Consider the following 20,228-nt stretch of genomic DNA (forward strand, 5'->3'; position numbering starts at 1 on the left):
ACGTGGGCGGGGCCGGGGCCAGCCTGTGGGATCAGGCAACTATCGACGCATGTGAGAAAGCCGGCATCACGCTGCTGTAACGGCGAATAATATTGATTTTTTCATCTTTTAAAAAAACAGGACCGCCGAAATTTCTCGGCGGTCCTGTTTCTTTTCGGTTTTTTCTTGGCAACTCAGTGCAGGATCTCGTCCGCAATGGCGTCTGCCAGTGCCTCCAGGCTGCGGCGCTGGGGCTCCTTCACCGAGGACTTCAGGGACACGGAACCCTCCATCACCCGCATCTCCTTCATGTCCTCCAGGATCTTGCCCATCAGCATGCCGGCCCGGGCGGCCCAGGTGCCATTGTCGATGATAGCCACAGAGCGGTTCCGCAGGCCGTGGCACTCCAGATCCCGCAGGAAGTCCTCCATGGGGGTATAAATGCCGCCGTTGTATGTAGCAGAGGCCAGCACCAGGTGGCTGCACCGGAATGCCTCGCTCACAAGCTCAGAGACATCCACATGGGACACGTCATACAGAACTACGTTCTTCACGCCCCGCTCTGCAAGCCGGAACGCCAAGATCTCAGCGGCATTTTCCGTATGACCGTAGATGGAGCCGCAGAAAATAGCCACAGCCTTCTCTTCCGGAGTGTACGTGCTCCAGCGCTGGTACTTCTCTACAAACCAGGCGATATTCTCCCGCCAGATGGGACCATGGAGGGGGCAGATGCACTGGATTTCCAGCTCCGCCGCCCGCTTGAGCAGGGACTGGACCTGCGTGCCGTACTTGCCCACGATGTTGGTGTAATACCGGCGGGCATCATCCAGCCAATCCCGCTCGAAATTCACCTGATCGGCGAAGATGTTGCCATTGAGGGCACCGAAGGTGCCGAATGCGTCGGCGGAGAAGAGGGTCTTGTCCACGTTGTCATAAGTCACCATGGTCTCCGGCCAGTGAACCATGGGCGCCATGAGGAAGGTGAAAGTATGGCGGCCGGTGGTCAGGGTGTCCCCTTCCTTGACCACCACCGTGCGGCCGGTGAGATCAAAGTCAAAGAACTGTCCGATCATGGTGATGGTCTTGGCATTTCCCACCACCTGTACCTGGGGCCAGCGGTGCAGCAGATCGCCCAGTGTGGCACAGTGGTCCGGCTCCATGTGGTTCACCACCACATAGTCCAGAGAACGGCCTGCCAGGGCAAACTCCAGGTTCTCAAAGAACCGCTCCCCCACGGCCTTGTCCACGGTGTCCATCAGGACCGTTTTTTCATCCAGTACCAGATAGCTGTTATAGCTGACGCCCCGGGGGACGGGAAATACATTTTCGAACTTGGCCAGCCGGCGGTCCGATGCTCCCAGCCAGTACAGATCGTCATGAATGTTGGCTACACAATGCATATGTTTCTTCTTCCTTTCTACTCTACGCACGGCAAAGCGGTGTAGTTCTATTCTACACCGCTTTGCCGATTTTGTTAAGTCTCTTGTGCGGTGAAACGGGACATGGCAGCCTCATCACGGGCACGCTGTTCCTCGATAGCTTCTTTCAGAAGCATATCCTTCACCTTCATCAGCCGCGTCGTGGTGGCGCGGTCATTTTCATCCAGCTTCATGGTGATATACCGAATCGCCTCCTGGGTGTTCGGGATCATCACATATTCCAGCGCGTTAACCCGGCGGCGGGTCTTTTCGATCTCCTCCGCCATGAGCTGGGCGGATTTTTCGATCTGCGCCAGCTTGAGCATCTTCTGAAACACCTTGCCCAGCGCGTCTACGGCAGTATCCAGCTCACCGGAGGTGGCCGCAAAGCCATAGGGATAGATATCCGCATCGGACTTGGTCTTCGTCTGGAAATCATAGATGGGAACATTGACGGACATGATGTTCTTCATGGTCATCGTCAGCTCCACGCTCTGCTTGGGATAGAGCAGCGCCTGCTCCATGGCCTCGGAGCTCATCAGGGCGGAAGCCACGGTAAAAGACTTGTGAACCGTCATCAGTTCCTCTTCCACCTCTGCCCGCAGGGTACGGACCTCCCGCACGGTATCCAGAAACTGCTTCATCAGCTCGTCCCGCTTGTCCTTGAGCAGTTTGTGGCCCCGCTGAGCGGTGCGCAGCTTGCCCTTGAGGCGGGTCAGCTCCATTCGGGTGGGGTTTACCGTGATGTTGGCCATTGGTCACCCCTCCTTACGCCTGCTGGTCTTTTTTCGGCCAATATTTCTCAATATACTCCGGCTTGATCCGCTTGAGTTCGCTCTTGGGCAGGATGCTCAAAAGCTCCCAGCCAAGATCCAGCGTTTCCTCAATGGAGCGGTTCTCCTCGTAGCCCTGGTTGACGTAGCGTTTTTCAAACTCGTCGGCAAACTTGGCATACAGAAGGTCCGTAGGTGTCAGGGCGGCTTCGCCCAGAATGCTCATCAGCTCTTTGTTGTCCTTACCGGTGGAGTAGGCTGCAAAGAGCTGGTTCATGATGCCCGCGTGATCCTCCCGGGTCTTTCCGGCGCCGATGCCCTTGTCCTTCAGACGGGAGAGGCTGGGCAGCACATCCACCGGCGGATGGATGCCCTGGCGGTACAGCGCCCGGGAGAGGATGATCTGTCCCTCGGTGATATAGCCGGTCAAGTCGGGAATGGGGTGGGTCTTGTCGTCCTCCGGCATGGTCAGAATGGGGATCAGGGTGATGGAACCCTTCTTCCCCAGCTGGCGGCCGGCACGCTCGTACATCTGCGCCAGGTCCGTGTACAGGTAGCCGGGGAATCCGCGGCGGCCGGGGACCTCCTTCTTGGCGGCGGAGACTTCCCGCAGCGCCTCAGCGTAGTTGGTGATGTCGGTCATGATGACCAGCACGTGCATGTCCTTCTCAAAGGCCAGATACTCCGCGGCGGTCAGCGCCATACGGGGCGTGGAGATGCGCTCCACGGCGGGGTCGTTTGCCAGGTTGGAGAAGAGCACCGTCCGGTCGATGGCGCCGGTGCGGCGGAACTCACTGACAAAGAACTCCGACTCCTCGAAGGTGATGCCGATGGCGGCAAACACCACGGCGAAGTTGGAACTGTCGTCTCCCAGCACCTTGGCCTGCCGGGCGATCTGGGCTGCCAGATTGGCATGAGGCAGACCAGAACCGGAGAAGATGGGCAGTTTCTGCCCGCGGACCAGGGTATTCAGACCATCAATGGTGGAGATACCGGTCTGAATGAATTCATTGGGGTAGTCACGGGCTGCCGGGTTCATGGGCAGGCCATTGATATCCCGATACTCCTCCGGGATGATCTCCGGGCCGCCGTCGATGGGCTCGCCCATACCGTTGAACACACGACCCAGCATGTCGGCGGACACACCCAGCTGCAGGGGGTGCCCCAGGAAGCGGACCTTGGCATCGGCCAGGTTGATGCCGGCGGCGGATTCAAAGAGCTGAACCACGGCGGTGTCGCCGTTGACCTCCAGCACCTTGCCCCGGCGAATAGAGCCGTCGTGGAGCTGAACTTCCACCAACTCGTCATAGGTGACGCCCTCCACCTGACGGACCATCATCAGAGGGCTGACGATCTCTTCAACCGTGCGATATTCTCGAATCATGCTTCCTCACCTCCCTGGGCAACCACGGCCTCGATCTCCTGGGCCATCTCCTGCTCAATCTGCTGATAGACCTGCGGGTACTCCTCGGCCTCCACGCTCTTGGCACGGCCGATCTTCTCCCGTGCAGGGATCTGGAAGAGGGCCATCACCGGTGCGCCCTTGGCGATGGCGTCCCGGCAGAGCTTCTCATAGTGGAGGATCATGGCCAGCAGTTTCTCCTGCCGGTCATAGCTGGAATAGCCGTCCACATCCATAAAGGCGTTTTGCTGCAAAAAGTCCTCCCGGACCATCCGGGCCACTTCCAGCGTCAACTGGTCGGAGGGAGACAGGGCATCCTTGCCCACCAGCTGGACGATCTCATTCAGACTGGCCTCGCTTTGCAGCAGGCTCATGGCCGCCGTGCGGTTCTGCATAAACTCCGGTCCCAAGTTCTCATCAAACCAGGGCTTCAGAGAGTCCAGATACAGCGAGTAGGAATTGAGCCAGTTGATGGCGGGGAAATGCCGCTTGTAGGCAAGGGAGGAATCCAGCGCCCAGAACACCTTGACGATTCGCATGGTGGCCTGGGAGACCGGCTCAGAGAGGTCGCCGCCCGGAGGGGATACGGCACCCACAGCGGTCAGGCTGCCCCGGCGCTCGTCAGAACCGATGCACTCCACAGAGCCGGCGCGCTCGTAGAACTGCGCAAGGCGGGAAGCAAGGTAAGCGGGGTAACCCTCTTCACCGGGCATCTCCTCCAGTCGACCGGACATCTCACGCAGGGCCTCAGCCCAGCGGGAGGTAGAGTCGGCGATAACGGCCACGTCGTAGCCCATGTCCCGGAAATACTCGGCGATGGTGATGCCGGTGTACACACTGGCTTCACGGGCAGCCACAGGCATATCGGAGGTGTTTGCAATCAGAACTGTCCGCTTCATCAAAGACTCTCCGGTACGGGGGTCTTTCAGTTCGGGGAATTCCCGCAGGACGTCGGTCATCTCGTTGCCGCGTTCGCCGCAGCCAATGTAGACCACGATATCCACGTCGGACCACTTAGCCAGCTGATGCTGCACCACCGTCTTGCCAGAACCGAAGGGGCCAGGCACGGCTGCGGTACCACCCTTGGCAATGGGGAACATGGTGTCAATGACCCGCTGGCCGGAGCACAGCGGCCGCTTGGGGGGATATTTATGCTGATAGGGCCGGCCCACGCGGACAGGCCACTTCTGCATCATGGGCAGTTCCACTTCCCGGCCGTCATCCGTGGTCAAGGTAGCGATGGGCTCCAGAACCGTGTAATCCCCCGCCGGGGCAATCTTGGTAATGGTGCCGTGCATCGTGGGAGGCACCATGATCTTATGGAGCACCACCTCGGTCTCGGGAACCGTACCCAAAACGTCACCGCCGATGACCCTATCTCCGACTTTCGCAACAGGTGTAAAGGGCCATTTCTTGTCATGGTCAATGGCCGGAACCTCCACGCCGCGGGTGATATTGGGGCCCACCTTCTCCACGATCTTCTCCAGCGGACGCTGGATGCCATCGTAAATGCCTTCGATCATGCCGGGGCCCAGCTCCACGCTCATGGGGGCGCCGGTGGTGACCACCTCGGCGCCGGGGCCCAGTCCGGAGGTTTCCTCATATACCTGGATGGAAGCGGAATCCCCCTTCATGGTCAGGATCTCGCCAATCAGCCGCTGGGGGCCGACACGGACCACGTCGGACATATTGGCGTCCGCCAGGCCCGTGGCAACCACCAACGGTCCGGATACTTTCACAACTTTACCGCTCAAATTGATTCGACCTTCTTTCAGGATAAATTCGCCAGAAGGAATCGGAAAGCCGGCTCTCCCCCCACTACAGCCGGGGCCCTCTGCTTTCCTCTGTGGATCTGCCGCCAGAAAAATGCCCGCAAACAGGCATCGGCGGCTCTGCTCTCTTACAGGATATCCGCGCCCACAGCACGCTCAATAGCCCGCTGGATATTGTCCCGGCCGATGCCAAGGGAACCCTCCCGGCCCGGAATCAGGATGATGGCCGGCCGCAGGTCGTCCTTATACCGCTCTAGCACATCAGGCATATCCTTTGCAAGCTGTTCTGTCAGATAAATCACCGCGCAGTCAGCCTTGGCCAGGTCGTGCACCGTTTTCTTCGCCTCTTCCACAGAAGTGACGGGATAGGTGCTCAGGCCCAGCGCCCGGAACCCCATTACGGACTCCCAGTCGCCCACCACGGCGATCTGATACGTTTTTGCCATACGCACACCGCCTTACACGTAGCTCTGCCGCAGCCGGGAACGGATGACCTCGGCGGGCAGCCCCGCCCCGCGTCCCATCAGCAGGATGCGCAGGTTGGTATACTCCGTCTCCCGGGCCGCCAGATATCCCACCAGCGGCGCTTCTCCAAAGGGGACAAACTGGGCGTCCGCCAGATAATCTGAAACGGCGTCATCGCAAAGCTTTTCAAATTCTGTCAAGCTTCCGCCCTTCACAGCTTCCGCAGCAACTTCCGCCGCCTTCTGGAAGCGGGTCGGGCCATACAGCTCCGTAAGGCCCGCGCCCCGGTTGGCGGAGACCTCCAGCAGCTGATCTGCCGAAAGCTCGCCGCCCTCCAGCAGAACACCCCGCAAAAACTCCGGACCCTTGCCCATTCGCAGTGTCCGCACCAGCGTTCGCAAATTGGCGGCATCGATCTGGGTTTGGACGTAGCCTTCCAGGAAGGCGCTGCCGGTGGATTTCGCCACCTCGGCCAGATCCCGGTAGCACCAGCGGTCCAGCACGATGTCGCTCAGCTGCGGGTCCTGGGTAGTGTTCAGTACCTCCCGGGCTTCAGTAACCGCCTCCGCCAGAATGGCCGGCAGAGCATCCAGCTGCCCGGTGCGCACCGCCTCTTTCAACTCCGCCACTGGCACGCGGCCAAGATCCATCAGCATGGAATCGGCATCGGTGCCCATGGCCTCCGCCTTCAGCAGAGCCTTTACATTGTGATAGTCATACTTCAGTTTGAAACTGTCGATATACCTGGGGTCCGGCGCACCGTCGGCCAGATCCTTCAGCGTCTCCTCCCGGGCGGCGGAGAGGGCGGCGTCCATTGCCGCCGGGTCCGCCGGGTCCAGTTCCGGATACCCGCACTCCTGCAGGATCTTCACCGCATCCTCGTTGCTTTTGGCCTCCAGCACCTGCTCCATCCGCTCCCGGGTCAGCAGGCCGCTCTCCATCGCTTTCACCCGGGCGGAGATCACCAGGTAATCGGTGTCTTTGATTTTCTTAGACAAGAAACACCCTCCTCGTCATCCCTCCGGAAACAGCTTCTTCGCCACTGCGCCCGCGGTCTCAGTCCGCTGCAGGCGCACCAGGGTATCAAAGGTGCAGTTGATTTCCACCCGGCCATTGACCAGGATGAAGCCACCCTGAATGGGCCGGGTCTCCTCTGCCAGGGTCAGCGCACCGTTCTTGAGACGGCTGTTGGCCGCCTTCACCGCAGCGGCGCCCACCCGCTCCCGGTCCCCGGGGGCAAAGATCACGCTGCCCTTGCCGTCCGGTGCCGCCTTTACCAGCAGATCCGCCAGCACATCTGTGTATTGCTCCTGGGGAAGCGTGCAAAGCGTCTTGAGAGCCAGTTCATAAGCCTGCTCCACCATCTCCTGGCGGGCGGCCAGCGTCACCTTCCGGGCCTCCATCTGGGCCACGCTCACGAGACGCTCCTCCCGCTCCGCGGCGGCTTTCTCGCTGCGGGCTGTGAGGCTTGCCCGCTCCGTCTCCGCCTGGGCACGGTACTGCGCGGTGATCTGCTCCGCCTGCTCCTTGGCATCCGCCAGCAGACGGTCGATCTCCTCCTGGGTCTGCGCGTCGATCCGGGCCGTGATTTTTTCGATTCCGTTCATTGTGGTCTCCCCTTTCCCCGGGGTCAGCCGCTGATATTGATGATCATCAGCATAGATGCAAGCAGGGACAAAATGGCGTAGAACTCCACGGTGATGCACAGCACCATGCCCTTGGACCAGTCATCCGGCTTCTTGGCCAGGATGTTGATGGAACCGGCAGCCACACGGCCCTGGGCAATGGCGGAGAACAATCCGCCCAGTGCCATGGGCAGGCACGCCGCGAAGTACTGCAGTCCCTGCTGCACGGTCAGATCCGGCAGGCCGTTGCCGCCCAGGAGGCCCATGCTGTAAATGGCGAAGAACCACACCACCAGGCCGTACAGGCCCTGGGTGCCGGGAATCACCTGCAGGATCATAACTTTACCGAACTTGCTGGGGTCCTGGCACAAAAGGCCAGTGCCCGCCTCACCGGCGATGCCGGTGCCCTTTGCGGAACCGATACCAGAGAGGACCGCCGCCAAACCAGCGCCCAGCAGCGCCAGAGCCAAACCACCGAATGCCTCAAAGAATCCCATGATGAATTTCCTCCTCAGACGTTTTCAATGTCCACGTATTTTGTATTGATTGCCAGGGGACGGAAGGGCTTGCCGCCGTCCTCATAGAACTTTCCGAAATACTCCAGGCACTGGAGCCGCAGGTCATGGACGTAGCAGCCCAGCAGGTTCAGAGCAAAGTTCAAAGCGTTGCCCGCCATGGAGATGATAATGAACACCACGATGTTGCCGGGAATGGCGCCCAAAGTGTTGAACACCTGGGCAATGACGCTGCCCGCCAGCATCAGTGCCATCAGACGGGAGTAGGACAAAATGTCTCCGAAATACCCGGTGATATGGTTATACAGCGAGGCAAAGATTCCCGTGATCTTACCAAATCCCTTGCCGGTGATCAGCGGTCCCGCCACCACCAGCACAAGGCCGGCATAGAGCACCAGGTTCGTGACCTTCAAAACCATCAGAGCGATGCCCGCAAACACCACCCACCAGGTGACTTCCTCAAAAACTGCGTCCAGGACTTGGCCCTTTTTCAGCTTCTGTACGAAGCTGATGACCATGCCGGTGACGATCTGTACAAAGCCCAGGCACATGGCACCCACCAGAATCATCAGCGTATCATCCAGCGGTGTGAACAGCGCCGGCAATGCAAAATCCCGTCCGGTGGCCAGCTTCACCAGCTGCGTCAGGAAGTCTCCGAAAAAGCCGCCGGTGACCGCTCCCATAAGGAATGTGGTAACACCGCACAGCGTCATCAGGTTGAACAGATTCCCGGCAGTTCCCTTGGGCCGGTAAGTGCGGGTAATAAGAATTCCGGCCAGAATCATCAACAATCCATACCCCATGTCTGCCATCATCACGCCGTAGAACAAAATGAAAAACGGCGCCATCAGCGGGTTGGGGTCCACATTGTCGTAAGCCGGCAGCGAATACATCTCCGTCACCATATTCAGCGGGCGGGTCAGCCAGTTGTTTTTCAGCTGTATCGGAACCTCCGAATACTCCTCCGGGGTGGGGTCTTCCGCCTCCCAGGCACATCCCTCCTTTTCCAGCAGGGCCTGCACCTTCTGCATGCTGGCCGCAGGTGCCCATCCTTCAAAGAAAGCGATCGTTCCATCCGTCAGAATCCGCTGGGCGGAAGTCTCCTCCGCCGCCTCCGCCGCCAGACGATCTGCATACACCCGCAAGGCGTCCCGCGCTTCACCGTTTGCGGCGATAGCCGCCGCCGCATCCTCCTGTGCTTTGCGGTTTTCCGCCAGTGCCTGGCTCACAGACGTCAGGTTTGCGTCCGCCGTACCGGTAAGCCCCTGGAACGAGACGGCGCTAAAGCTGAAGGGCCGCAAACACTCCATCACGGCCTCCTCATCCTGGCGGAGACACACCAACAAACAGTACTTCTGCTGCTTATCGCTGCTGATCTCCAGCAGCTCCGCCGCCAGATCTCCAAAAGACACCTGAAGCTCACCCACGTTGACACCCGCAGGCACCACACCCGGGCGGAACAACACATGCTCCGTACCGGACAGCTCCAGCGGCATGTCCATGGCCTGCCACGGCAGCAGAGACGCCTGTCGTGCAACCAGACGGTTTTCCTCGCTCTGGAGGCGGGTCAGCGTCTGGAGCTGCTCCCCGACCTCCCGGCTGACCGCCTGGGCCCGCTCCGCCGTCCCGGCGCTGAGAAACGCCTCTTCCGAGATGGGATGGCGCTTGATGAACAGTCCGTCCTTCAGCCCGGCATAGCGTCGGATGGCATCCAATGCAGTGTTCACATCGTTGATTTCACTTTTGGTGTCCGCCAGACGGGAGGAGCCTCGCTGCAGCAGTGCGGACCAGGCCGGGTCTTCCAGGAGGCCGTCCGGTTCGCTGATCTCCACGCAGCCCAAACGCAAAAGCGCCCGCAAAAGCGCTTCCCGCCGGTCCGCCATGGCCATGACGCGGAGCTTTTTCATTTTTACAATGGCCATATCAGTCCTCCACTATCCTTCCGACAATAAACTCGGCGGCAGATTGCAAACGGCTCTCTGCTGCCCGGCGCAGGGCGTCGCCGTCCTCCTTCGCAGAAGCGGCGATCTGCGCGGACCGCTGTGCAGCTCGCTCCTCCGCCTGCCGCAGAAGCTCCGCTCCTTTGGCGGCCTCCTCTGCGCGCATTTGTTCCAAGAGCGCAAGACCATCCCGCTGGGCCGAGGCCAGCATCTGCTTTGCCTCAGTTTCCGCGGCAGCCCTGCGCTCCTTGTTTTTCCGCTCGACTTCCGTAACTTTCTCGACTGCTTTCAGGGACATTGTTCTCACCTTCTCTCCCGCCATGCAAATCTTCTGTTTTGATTGTTGATGCGTTGTCACCCTGATTCCGTGGAAAGTCCTTTTATCCCAGGAATCAGCCGGCAGCCAGCCGCCGACCTCAGTCTGCCAGCTCCCCGTATGGTTTTAGTATAGGTCAGCCCAGTAACCAATGCAAGAAATTTTTGCGTCTCCTTTACGGAAATCCATCTTTTTCACAAAAATAAAAAAATTTTTTGGTTATAAAAAATTTTTCTGTTTTTCAGGCTGGTGCATTTGCTATTGTAACCGCTCCCACAGGCCTCATACCATAGGATTGGAAAAAACGGGCGGCTCAGCTTCCCTGAACCGCCCGCATATCAATCCTGCTGTTTTGACCGTTCCAATTCCGCAGCCAATGCCTCCAGCTCTTTCCCCGCCTGATCCATGGCCCTGGGAAGCTGCGTGAGATTGACCTCGACCTTCCGCAATTCCCCGGTCACATGGGTCGCCGTGGCATCGAAGATGGTCATCAATTCCTGATACCGGCGGCGGAAATCCTCTGTGATCCGCTCCAGCCTGGAAACGGTCTCACTTTCCAGATCAGCGGCTCGTTTCCGGGCCTCGCACTCAATGGCACCGATCTGTTCCCGGAACTGAGCATATGCCTCGGCGTCAGGCCGCAGCGCCTGCACCTCTTTTTCCAACTGATCCTTTTCCCTGCTCAACTGTTCCACCTCAGGCTTGAGCGGTTCCAACGCCTCTCGGGCCGCACACTCACGCCCAAGCGCCTCTTCCATCTGATCCCGCTGAGCGCTCAGCTCCTGCACCTGCGCCTGTGCCTGCTCCAGCTGTGTCCGCAAATCCTCAAGCTGCGTATGGAGGCTGTCATTTTCCTGCTGGAGCCGCTCCTGCTGCGCAGTTGCTTCGCGGGCGGCCTCCTCTATATAATTGATGACGTCCTGCTTGGCAAATCCGCCAAAGGCGACACTTTTAAAGGTGTTGTTCTCCATTGATCCACCGCTTTCTTCCAGTTGATATTTCAAAGTCACTTTAGCACAGAATGGGTCTATTTACAAGCCTTGCAAAAATCCGAAAAAAGTTTTCAAATTTTTTCAAAAAAAGCTTGCATTTCAAAACAAGGCATGCTATTATAATTAAGCTGTCTGTAAGACATGCGGTACGCGCCCTTAGCTCAGCTGGATAGAGCGTCTGGCTACGGACCAGAAGGCCGGGGGTTCGAATCCCTCAGGGCGTACCAGAAAACCCGCTGATTTCTTTGAAATCGGCGGGTTTTTTGCAACTTTTTTGAGTCTTTCGATTTTTTTGACCCATTCAATGACCCATTCGCGAAAAAATCCAGCCGGAACTATCGGACGATTTAAGCCTGGAACTACAGCTTCATTTTCATAAATTGACCCATTTTATTTGCAGCCTCCTGCTGCATCTTCGTCGTGACATGTGTGTATGTGTCGAGTGTAAATCCTGATGAACTGTGTCCCAGGATTCCAGACAATGTTTTGATGTCTACACCATTTTGCAGAGCAAGCGTGGCAAATGTATGCCGCAGGTCATGAAACCGGCAGTCTTCCAAACCAGCTTCTTTCAGCAGTTTTTTGTGGATTCTGCCAACTGCATCCGGATCGTACATGGTTCCGGTTACAGGCGACGGAAACATATATGGGTTTTTGGGATGTTGACTGTGTTCCTCCAGCAATAAGTCTACGGCTTGCTTGGGGACCACAATTCGGCGAATAGAGTTACGGGTCTTCGGTGGAGCCACCTCGATTTCTCCATCTCTTCTGGAGACTGATTTTGTCACTGAGATGCTGCATTGTTTGACATCCAGGTCACTCCACAGAAGCGCAAGTAACTCTCCCCTGCGCAGCCCACTGGTCAACTCCAGATAAAACATGGGTAATACATGGTGCTCTGCTGCTGCATGTAGATAAGATGAAACTTGGTCTGGCTGAATGACCTTCATCTCTCTTTTTTCAATCTTGGGCGGTTTACAGTCATCAGTAGGGTTCTTTGGAATGATTCCTTCCCTTACCGCCTGACTGAAAGAACAGTGCAGCAGCATATGAATGCTTCTGACGGTCTTGGAACTTAATCCGGGGTCAAAGTTTCCCGGCTTGCGGATTTTGCCGTTTATTCGCAGATCCTGATAGAGCTGCTGGAGCCGAAGTCCGGTGAGCTGCTCAATTGGCAAATCTCCAATTCTTGGAGACACAATATCTTTCAGAAAGTATTTGTATTGAATTTGGGTGCTCTTCCGAAGGTTTGGTTTTGAATAGATCTCATACCAGAGATCCAGCCACTCACCTACTGTGTACGATTTTTTCTCGACCAATCCATGATCAGCAGTCTCCTGCATTTGCTGTGAAGCTATCTTTTTTTCAGCCGGCACTTCCTCTTGACTTTGTTGCTGTTCTTGCAATTGCATCGCTTCACGCAACTTATTTTTGCATTCAGTCTGTGTCTTGGCCAAGACGTTCCGATATATGAACTTTCCGGTTTCTTCGTCTCTTCCGACTGTATATCGGCCTTCCCATCTCCCATCTTTACGTTTTCGTATGCTTCCTTCTCCCCGAGCTCTTCTCCTTGCCATTGTTTCAGCCTCCTAGTCTTTAAAAGACTCCCAAGGTAACTCTTTCATCGATCCATGAAAGGAGCCTGTCCTTGGGAACTACAATTCTGCTGCCGACCAGCATGGCAGGAAATTTCTTTTGATGCGCGAGCTCATATGCACTGGAGCGGGAGATATTGAGGGCCGAAGCTACTTGCGGAATCGTAAGCATAATCGGTAATTCATCGATGGACTTGTAGCATTGATTTGACAAGCTGCCCAGCTCCCTTCTTTTTCATTCAATCGTTCATTTTCATATGCCATACTTCAAGGGGCGAGGAACAAGGGTTCCTCGCCCCTTTGATAACATTCAGCCATGACCGTAATTTTTTTGAAGTTTCATTACACTTCCTGATCTGATCATGACTGAATGGAATTATGTAACATGCAATTCAGCCCTATTCGACACTACTCCCCGAGCTGCGGGCGACGTACGAACCGGCGGTTGGCTCCGCCCTCCGGGAATCCCACCCCTCCGAGGATCGCTCCGAGATGCCACCATTTCTGGATGAACATAGAGTACCATTATAGGTTTGCGGGGTCATTGCAAGACAACTTGCCAAGGTTGTTTTTGGCTGGGTGGACCCGCTTTGCACCTTTTTGCCGTCGTTTATAGAACAGGCAGAGGAAAAAATCTTTTGCTGTTCTACAGATGGTCTTCGCGCACCCGCCGCATCGCTTCCCCCCTTTTTTATCAGGGGGCCCGCAAACTGATGTTGTTCGCTGTCGGATATTTAATTTTCGAGGTACACTTGATCAGTGCCAGTTTCAGCGTTTGATTTTCAGAAGGGTCTTAAAATACCCTTCACTATCTCATGTGGGGAATCTCGCCCAGTATCTGATCGGTGAGGGTGGTGAGCATCCACCAGACTCGGCCTTCCGCCTCCCGGAGCATAGGCAGCAGCTTTTCACAGTAGGCGGAGATGTTGAAACTGTTTTCGCCCTGTTCCTCCAGCCAGATCTGCACATCATCTCCAGAGATGTCCCAGCCATCGTCGGTGCGAAGGCCGATGTTCTGGGAGGGCTGACGGCCCACAAGGATGTTCCAGTGCTCCAGCACCTCCTTGGTGGCGTGCTTCTGGAAGTAGACCAGCTCAAACAGCTTGACCTTGTCACCCTCCGGGGTGAGGATCAGCTCGTACTTCTCGCCGTTGAAGCCCATCTCAAAAGAGATTTCATCAAAAACCAGATTCAGGGTTTCCTGCATTTGGGCCACGAGTTCTGCGCCGCGGGTATGGTCTTTGTCCTCGTCCATCATCTGGCGCAATTCTGCTTCCATCTCGGCAAAGGTTTCCCACCAGTTCTCTGTCCGCTCCCGGAAGCACTCCGAAAACTGCGGCAGGGAGATGCCCTTCTTGCACGAGTCGATCAGTTCCATGGTGTCCTCGTCACCTGGGCGGGCCTCCAATGCCTTTTCAAAGTAACGAAGAGCCCTGCCCTCCTGATCCAGATAGTAATAGGAATAGCCCATGCGAAAGTTCCAGTAGTACCGCACTTCCAGCCGCTCCCGCACCGTACCGGGGCGATCAATGGTATATCCCCCCAGCGATTCCAGTCTTCTTTGAAATTCCTCGCTCCGAAGTAAGGCAATCAGCTTTTGAACCATTGGCGTATCCCACGCACTGTCCGGAATCAGCAGGTCATACTGCTCGGTACAAATGGGAAGGAATTCCAAGGCATATAGTTTGGCCGCCGACCAAATGCCCATACCAGCATCTCCGCTTCCGGATGCGATCTGCGCCGCCACAGCCGTGTGTGTAAATTCTTCCCGGTCATATCCATATATCGTTTTACCTTCCAGCCCCTCTCTCTTACAGAGAAAATCAAACAGGATTCTGGTTCCGCTCCCCTTCTGACGGTTGACATAGGAGATTCCGTCCCGCCCCAGGTCAGAGAATCTCTCAATGCCTTTGGGATTGCCCGCCGGAATCATCAGCCCCTGCGTACGTCCCACGCACTCCACAAGACGAACGCCGCCCTGAGGGAAGTATTTTCTGATGAAGGACGAATTGTAGGAGCCGTCACGCTCATCCAGCAAATGTACTCCAGCCATATGTGCTTCTCCCCGGCGGACAGCCATAATGCCTCCCATGGAACCCACATGCGAGGAGCTCAAAAAGCATGCCCCATCCTGTCGGAACAAATCTGCCAATTCATCCAACAGAGGATCGTGGCTGCCGATGGCCACCAGTGTCCGCTGCAACTCCTCCATGGGCCGCAGAAGCTGAACCTCCACCGTCTGGCCGGCCTCATAGCCCTCTGTTCCCTGAGGCACCTCCAAGATCCCATCCGCCTTCACAAAGGACGTCACCACACCGCTTCCCCGGTTCAGCGGCGAAGCCATGAGCCTCCCTCCTACATTTCCCATGCGAACCCGGATAAACTCCTGGTATTTGAGCCCTGACAACACACTTCGCGACAGCACGGCTTCCACCCGGTCCTTCTGTACCTGACTGTGTCCGGTCAGGTGTTCCATCAGCGGCTGCAAAATCTCCCGAAGAATCAGAATCCCCGAAACGGGATATCCGGGAACACCCAAAATGGGAACCGCTCCCTTCAACCCCAAAATCGCAGGCTTCCCGGGTTTGATGGCAATTCCATGGCACACGACTTTCCCGATGTTCTCAATGGCCTGACAACTGTAGTCCTCCCGTCCGGCCGAGGAACCGGCGTTGAGCAGTACGATATCGCACGCTTGTGCCGCCTGCTCCACGCGGCGCTGGATCTCCTCCAGACAGTCTTTCGTAATGGGGTATACCTTGGGGACCCCGCCAAATTCCGCAACCATGGCTGCAAAGATGGTGGAGTTGAAGTCCATGATCTCTCCGGGAGCAGGGTTGGTGCTGGGCGGTATTGTCGTCTCCCCCATCCACCTTGGAAACGGACAGGTACGTACTTCTTACGGCATGGTTCCTGTCCCCATGCCGGCCACCGTGAAATTGCTGGAGGGAATTCCCTGTTACTGCGGAGACATTCAGGGGGAGCTCTGCACCCCGACGGGTGCCGCTCTGCTGGCACGGTTTGGAAAAGAATTCTGCGCCATGCCCCCAATGACGCTGCTTTCAACCGGCTGCGGTATGGGGACAAGGAAATATCCCGCAGCAAATTGTGTCCGCGCCTTTTGGGGAGAACGCAACGATCAGGGCAGGCCGGCGATTGTAGAGTTGTGCTGCCATATTGATGATATGACAGCAGAGGCACTGGCCTATGCTGGTGAACGGCTTCTTGCTTTGGGCGCTCTGGATGTCACATCCGCTCCCCTAGTGATGAAAAAAGGCCGCGCCGGTATCCTGTTCACGGTCCTCTGCAAGCCGGCAGATGAGGAACGGATCGCACACGCAGTTTTGCGGGAAACCAGCACCAGCGGCATCCGTGTTCGTCATTGCAGCAAGTACATTTTAACCCCCTCCATTCGTACAATCGAAACAAACTACGGCTCCATCCGCATAAAATGTGCGGATGGAGCGGGAATCCACCGGGAAAAGCCGGAGTATGAGGATGTTGCAAACGCTGCGCGCCAGACATCCGTCCCCTTCCAGCAGGTATGGGAAGATGCCCTATTCGCTGCACAGAACACACGCCAGCAAGATGTCTCTCCCATGGAATTGAGCCGATAATCCACAGACTTTGGCAAAGGAGTATGCACGATGAGTCGATTGGAAGTAAAAATACCAGGGCATGCTCAGGAAGTTGTTGAGCAGCTGTACCGGAATATGGAACGCCGCATTTCTGCCAGCCCTCCCGGATTGTGCCCGGTAGATATGGCACTGAATTTCTTGAACCTGTGCCAGGCACAGACCTGCGGGAAATGCGTCCCCTGCCGCATCGGATTGGCGCAGCTGTCCGGCATGCTGCGTGAGGTACTGGACGGAGAACCGGACCTCAGTATTCTGCGCCGAATCGAAACAACGGCTCAGGTCATCGCAGATACCGCGGACTGTGCCATCGGAATCGACGCCGCCCAATTGGTTCTCATGGGGCTGCATGGATTTGGCAGCGACTATGAAGAACATATTTCTCACCATCGCTGTCTGGGCAGCCTGCACAATCCGGTACCATGCGTGGCACTTTGTCCCGCCGGTGTGGATATTCCGGGTTACATTGCACTGGTTCGCCAAGGCAGATACACTGACGCAGTGCAGCTGATTCGCAAGGACAATCCCTTCCCCACCGCATGTGCCTACATCTGCGAGCACCCCTGTGAAGCCCGCTGCAGACGCAGCATGGTAGATGACGCCATCAACATCCGGGGACTGAAACGATATGCGGTAGATCACGCCGGCGATGTTCCTCAACCAAAGCCAATGGCTCCCACCGGAAAGTCCGTTGCCATCATCGGCGGTGGACCGGGGGGACTTTCGGCCGCATATTATCTGGCAATCATGGGGCACAAGGTAACGGTTTATGAAAAGCAAAAACAACTGGGAGGCATGATGCGCTACGGCATCCCCAGCTATCGCTTTCCCCGTGCAAAGCTGGACGCGGAGATCTCCTCCATCCTATCTCTGGGAATTGAGGTCCACACAAACATTACCGTAGGCGCGGACATTTCTTTTGATCAGCTGAAAGAAAAATACGACTGCCTGTATCTGTCCATTGGCGCCCATACGGACAAAAAAACCGGCATAGAAGGGGAAAACAGTCAGGGTGTCATCTCTGCCGTAGAACTGCTGCGTAGAATCGGAGATGATGAAATGCCGGATTTCACCGGTCAAAATATTGTCGTCATCGGCGGCGGGAACGTCGCTATGGATGTAACACGCAGCTCCATTCGCTTGGGTGCCGCAAAGGTTACCTGCGTTTACCGGCGCCGGACGGAAGATATGACCGCCCAAAAGGAGGAAGTGGAAGGGGCCATCGCTGAGGGCGCCGCTATTCTAACCTTGCAAGCCCCCCTGCGAATTGAGGCAAATGCGCAAGGACACGTAACCGCTCTTTGGACACAGCCGCAAATCGCCGGTGAAATGGACCAGCAGGGCCGCCCGCGTCCAACCGCTTCTTCTGAGGCTCCCTCGCGAATCCCGGCAGATACCATTATCGTGGCGATCGGGCAGGGAATCGAAACCCACGGGTTCGAACAAAGCGGCATTAAAATCCAGCGCGGCGGAAGATTGCAAGCCGCGCCTGACACACAGATGCCGGACGTGGATGGCGTATTTGCCGGTGGCGACTGTGTCACCGGCCCCGCTACCGTGATCCGGGCGATTGCGGCAGGTAAAGTTGCCGCTGCCAATATTGATGAATACTTGGGCTTTCACCACGATATCGAGACAAGCGTCCAGGTTCCTGTCCCCAGCTTTGCAGATTTACGCCCCAGAGGCCGTGTCAACGCCAATGAACGGGATGCGTATGAGCGGAAAGGTGACTTCCAGTGCATTGAGTGCAGCATGACCGAGGAAGAAGCAACACAGGAAGCCTCCCGCTGCCTTCGCTGTGATCATTTCGGATATGGTAGTTTTAAGGGAGGTCGAGTGGAAAAATGGTAAACATCAATGTGAACGGAAAAGACCTGTCCGTAACCAGCGGTACTACGATCCTGAAAGCAGCGGAACAGTCCGGGATTCCAATTCCGCATCTTTGCTTTCTAAAAGAGATCAATGAGATCGCAGCCTGCAGAATGTGCGTTGTAGAAGTTGAGGGAACAGAAAGGCTCGTCCCCGCCTGCAACACAGAGGCCATGGAAGGTATGGTCATTCACACCAACTCTCCCCGGGTCCGCCAAGCCCGAAAAACCAACTTACGTTTAATCCTCTCTCAGCACAATTCAAACTGTACCGTCTGTGTCCGTAGCGGAAATTGTGAGCTTCAAAAACTGTCTCATGACCTGAACATTCACTTTCAGCCCTATCCGGTTCATTTGGAACGATCACATGTGGATCTGACGGCTCCTATCGTCCGGGAGGCCAGCAAATGCATCAAGTGCATGCGGTGTGTCCAGGTCTGTAATAAAATCCAGGGAATGAACATCTGGGACGTTACCGGCACCGGTTCCCGGACGACTGTGGATGTATCCTATAACCGCACGCTGAAAAGCACAAGCTGCACCTACTGCGGACAGTGCGTGACCCATTGTCCCACGGGCGCCCTGACCGTGCGGGATGATACCAACCGCGTCTTGAGAGCACTCGCCGATCCTGAAATGACAACGGTTGTCCAGGTTGCCCCTGCCGTCCGGGCCGCTTGGGCAGAAGCGTTTAACCTCTCCCCCAAACTGGCTACCACCAAACGCCTTGTCGCTGCTCTCAAGCGGATTGGGTTTGACTATGTGTTCGATACCAACTTTGCCGCTGATCTGACCATCATGGAAGAGGCCAGTGAATTTGTCGAGCGGTTTACACACCGTGGAAAGTACCGATGGCCGATGTTTACTTCCTGTTGTCCCGGTTGGGTGCGGTTTGTAAAAACACAATATCCGTCTTATGCAGGAAATCTCTCCACTGCAAAATCCCCGCAGCAAATGTTTGGTGCGGTCGTGAAAAGCTATTTTGCAGAAAAGATGAATCTCGACCCGCATAAGATCTTCGTCGTTTCCATCATGCCTTGCTCTGCCAAAAAAGCAGAAAGTGAGCTTTCCTCCATGAAAGATGCCTGCGGAGACCCCGACGTGGATGTTGTGCTGACAACACGGGAAATGAACCGGCTCTTCCGAAGCGACCTCATGATTCCATCAGATTTGGAGGAGCAGGAATTTGATAGCCCCCTGGGAACCAGTTCCGGCGCAGCTGCGGTCTTTGGCGCCACCGGCGGTGTTATGGATGCCGCCTTGCGGAGCGCATTCTATCTGGTAACCGGAAAAAACCCGAACCCGGATGCTTTTTCCAAGATTCGCGGCTGCAAACCCTGGAAAGAAGCAACATTCACAATTCCTGGTGCCGGTGATATCCGCGTCGCGGTTGTCAGCGGCCTTGCCAATACACGCAAATTGATGGAGGCCGTGGATTCCGGCAAGGCAGACTATGACTTTGTAGAAGTTATGGCATGCCCCGGCGGCTGTGCCGGCGGCGGAGGGCAGCCCATCCGCGAGGGAGCAGAGCTTGCTACATCCCGGGGAAACCTGCTCTGGAAGCTGGACGCCAAATCAGAAATTCGCTTTTCACATGAAAATCCGGATGTACAAGCCCTGTACAGTGAATTTCTCAAGAAGCCTCTTGGTGAGCTGTCTCATCACTTACTGCATACAGAGCATGATGCAAATGAGCTGTAAGCGGTGAAAAAGCCCACAGACCATCCCTTCTGCGCTGCGTAGGATGGCCGTACTATTTTATGCCATTTTCTGCCCCGCGCCGGGAAATGTCCGCCGTTTGGTAATTGCAGGCTGCACCCCAAAAAGCTGTTCAAGATGATGTGGGGACACCATCAAATTTTCCTGTAGTTCCCGAAAAAACCGCTTGATGGAAACTCGCGTTTCCCTCCTTGTGCTTTTTGTCAAAAAAGGG

The 20,228-nt window shown here is 56.4% G+C and carries 17 protein-coding genes and 1 tRNA gene; 4 read left to right on the forward strand and 14 right to left on the reverse strand.

What is annotated here, in order from left to right:
* Nucleotides 1-173: 173 nt before the first annotated feature.
* The 11 genes from QZL67_RS10980 to QZL67_RS11030 form a co-directional block, all read right to left on the reverse strand.
* Nucleotides 174-1,379: an FprA family A-type flavoprotein gene (locus QZL67_RS10980; RefSeq protein WP_022290766.1), complete on the reverse strand. Its 1,206-nt coding sequence runs from the start codon at nt 1,377-1,379 to the stop codon at nt 174-176.
* Between the two features lie 74 nt (nt 1,380-1,453).
* Complete coding sequence (locus QZL67_RS10985; RefSeq protein WP_022290767.1) at nt 1,454-2,152, reverse strand: V-type ATP synthase subunit D; 699 nt, start codon at nt 2,150-2,152, stop codon at nt 1,454-1,456.
* Between the two features lie 13 nt (nt 2,153-2,165).
* On the reverse strand, nt 2,166-3,554 hold the full coding sequence (locus tag QZL67_RS10990; RefSeq protein ID WP_022290768.1) for a V-type ATP synthase subunit B: 1,389 nt from the start codon (nt 3,552-3,554) through the stop codon (nt 2,166-2,168).
* The gene (locus QZL67_RS10995) at nt 3,551-5,326 is read right to left on the reverse strand and encodes a V-type ATP synthase subunit A (protein ID WP_022290769.1); all 1,776 of its coding nucleotides are present in this window, start codon (nt 5,324-5,326) and stop codon (nt 3,551-3,553) included. The genes QZL67_RS10990 and QZL67_RS10995 overlap by 4 nt, the downstream gene beginning before the upstream one ends.
* Nucleotides 5,327-5,472: 146 nt before the next feature.
* Nucleotides 5,473-5,790: a V-type ATP synthase subunit F gene (locus tag QZL67_RS11000; protein WP_022290770.1), complete on the reverse strand. Its 318-nt coding sequence runs from the start codon at nt 5,788-5,790 to the stop codon at nt 5,473-5,475.
* Nucleotides 5,791-5,802: 12 nt separating this feature from the next.
* Nucleotides 5,803-6,807: a V-type ATPase subunit gene (locus QZL67_RS11005; protein ID WP_022290771.1), complete on the reverse strand. Its 1,005-nt coding sequence runs from the start codon at nt 6,805-6,807 to the stop codon at nt 5,803-5,805.
* Nucleotides 6,808-6,822: 15 nt separating this feature from the next.
* Entirely contained in the window at nt 6,823-7,416 is a 594-nt protein-coding gene (locus QZL67_RS11010; RefSeq protein WP_022290772.1) for a V-type ATP synthase subunit E, read from the reverse strand.
* Between the two features lie 23 nt (nt 7,417-7,439).
* Complete coding sequence (locus tag QZL67_RS11015; protein ID WP_022290773.1) at nt 7,440-7,931, reverse strand: V-type ATP synthase subunit K; 492 nt, start codon at nt 7,929-7,931, stop codon at nt 7,440-7,442.
* Between the two features lie 14 nt (nt 7,932-7,945).
* Nucleotides 7,946-9,871 carry a V-type ATP synthase subunit I gene (locus tag QZL67_RS11020; protein ID WP_022290774.1) on the reverse strand — a complete coding sequence of 642 codons (1,926 nt, stop codon included), beginning with the start codon at nt 9,869-9,871 and terminating at the stop codon, nt 7,946-7,948.
* A gap of 1 nt (nt 9,872) precedes the next feature.
* Complete coding sequence (locus tag QZL67_RS11025; RefSeq protein WP_022290775.1) at nt 9,873-10,187, reverse strand: hypothetical protein; 315 nt, start codon at nt 10,185-10,187, stop codon at nt 9,873-9,875.
* Between the two features lie 356 nt (nt 10,188-10,543).
* On the reverse strand, nt 10,544-11,176 hold the full coding sequence (locus QZL67_RS11030) for a hypothetical protein (protein WP_022290776.1): 633 nt from the start codon (nt 11,174-11,176) through the stop codon (nt 10,544-10,546).
* 171 nt (nt 11,177-11,347) lie between these two features.
* Here QZL67_RS11030 and QZL67_RS11035 point away from each other — a divergent pair.
* A tRNA-Arg gene (locus QZL67_RS11035) sits at nt 11,348-11,424 on the forward strand.
* A 132-nt stretch (nt 11,425-11,556) separates the two neighbouring features.
* Here QZL67_RS11035 and QZL67_RS11040 read toward each other — a convergent pair.
* The 3 genes from QZL67_RS11040 to QZL67_RS11640 all read right to left on the reverse strand — a co-directional run bounded on the left by QZL67_RS11040 (nt 11,557) and on the right by QZL67_RS11640 (nt 15,610).
* Nucleotides 11,557-12,774: a site-specific integrase gene (locus tag QZL67_RS11040; RefSeq protein ID WP_022290777.1), complete on the reverse strand. Its 1,218-nt coding sequence runs from the start codon at nt 12,772-12,774 to the stop codon at nt 11,557-11,559.
* Nucleotides 12,775-12,793: 19 nt separating this feature from the next.
* The gene (locus QZL67_RS11045) at nt 12,794-12,964 is read right to left on the reverse strand and encodes a helix-turn-helix domain-containing protein (RefSeq protein WP_292920349.1); all 171 of its coding nucleotides are present in this window, start codon (nt 12,962-12,964) and stop codon (nt 12,794-12,796) included.
* Nucleotides 12,965-13,600: 636 nt separating this feature from the next.
* Nucleotides 13,601-15,610: a substrate-binding domain-containing protein gene (locus QZL67_RS11640; RefSeq protein ID WP_022290778.1), complete on the reverse strand. Its 2,010-nt coding sequence runs from the start codon at nt 15,608-15,610 to the stop codon at nt 13,601-13,603.
* On the opposite strand from QZL67_RS11640, the gene QZL67_RS11060 reads away from it, so the two are divergent.
* The 3 genes from QZL67_RS11060 to QZL67_RS11070 are packed head-to-tail and all read left to right on the forward strand — an operon-like array spanning nt 15,609 to nt 19,996.
* A complete protein-coding gene (locus QZL67_RS11060) occupies nt 15,609-16,409 on the forward strand; it encodes a nickel insertion protein (RefSeq protein ID WP_292920333.1) in 801 nt (266 codons plus the stop codon). The genes QZL67_RS11640 and QZL67_RS11060 overlap by 2 nt on opposite strands.
* Before the next feature lie 30 nt (nt 16,410-16,439).
* A complete protein-coding gene (locus QZL67_RS11065) occupies nt 16,440-18,278 on the forward strand; it encodes an NAD(P)-binding protein (RefSeq protein ID WP_022290780.1) in 1,839 nt (612 codons plus the stop codon).
* The gene (locus QZL67_RS11070) at nt 18,272-19,996 is read left to right on the forward strand and encodes an NADH-dependent [FeFe] hydrogenase, group A6 (RefSeq protein ID WP_022290781.1); all 1,725 of its coding nucleotides are present in this window, start codon (nt 18,272-18,274) and stop codon (nt 19,994-19,996) included. Before QZL67_RS11065 ends, QZL67_RS11070 begins: the two co-directional genes overlap by 7 nt.
* Nucleotides 19,997-20,228 lie beyond the last annotated feature (232 nt).

It is taken from the genome of Oscillibacter sp. CAG:155, assembly GCA_000436875.1.
Lineage (GTDB): Bacteria > Bacillota > Clostridia > Oscillospirales > Oscillospiraceae > Oscillibacter.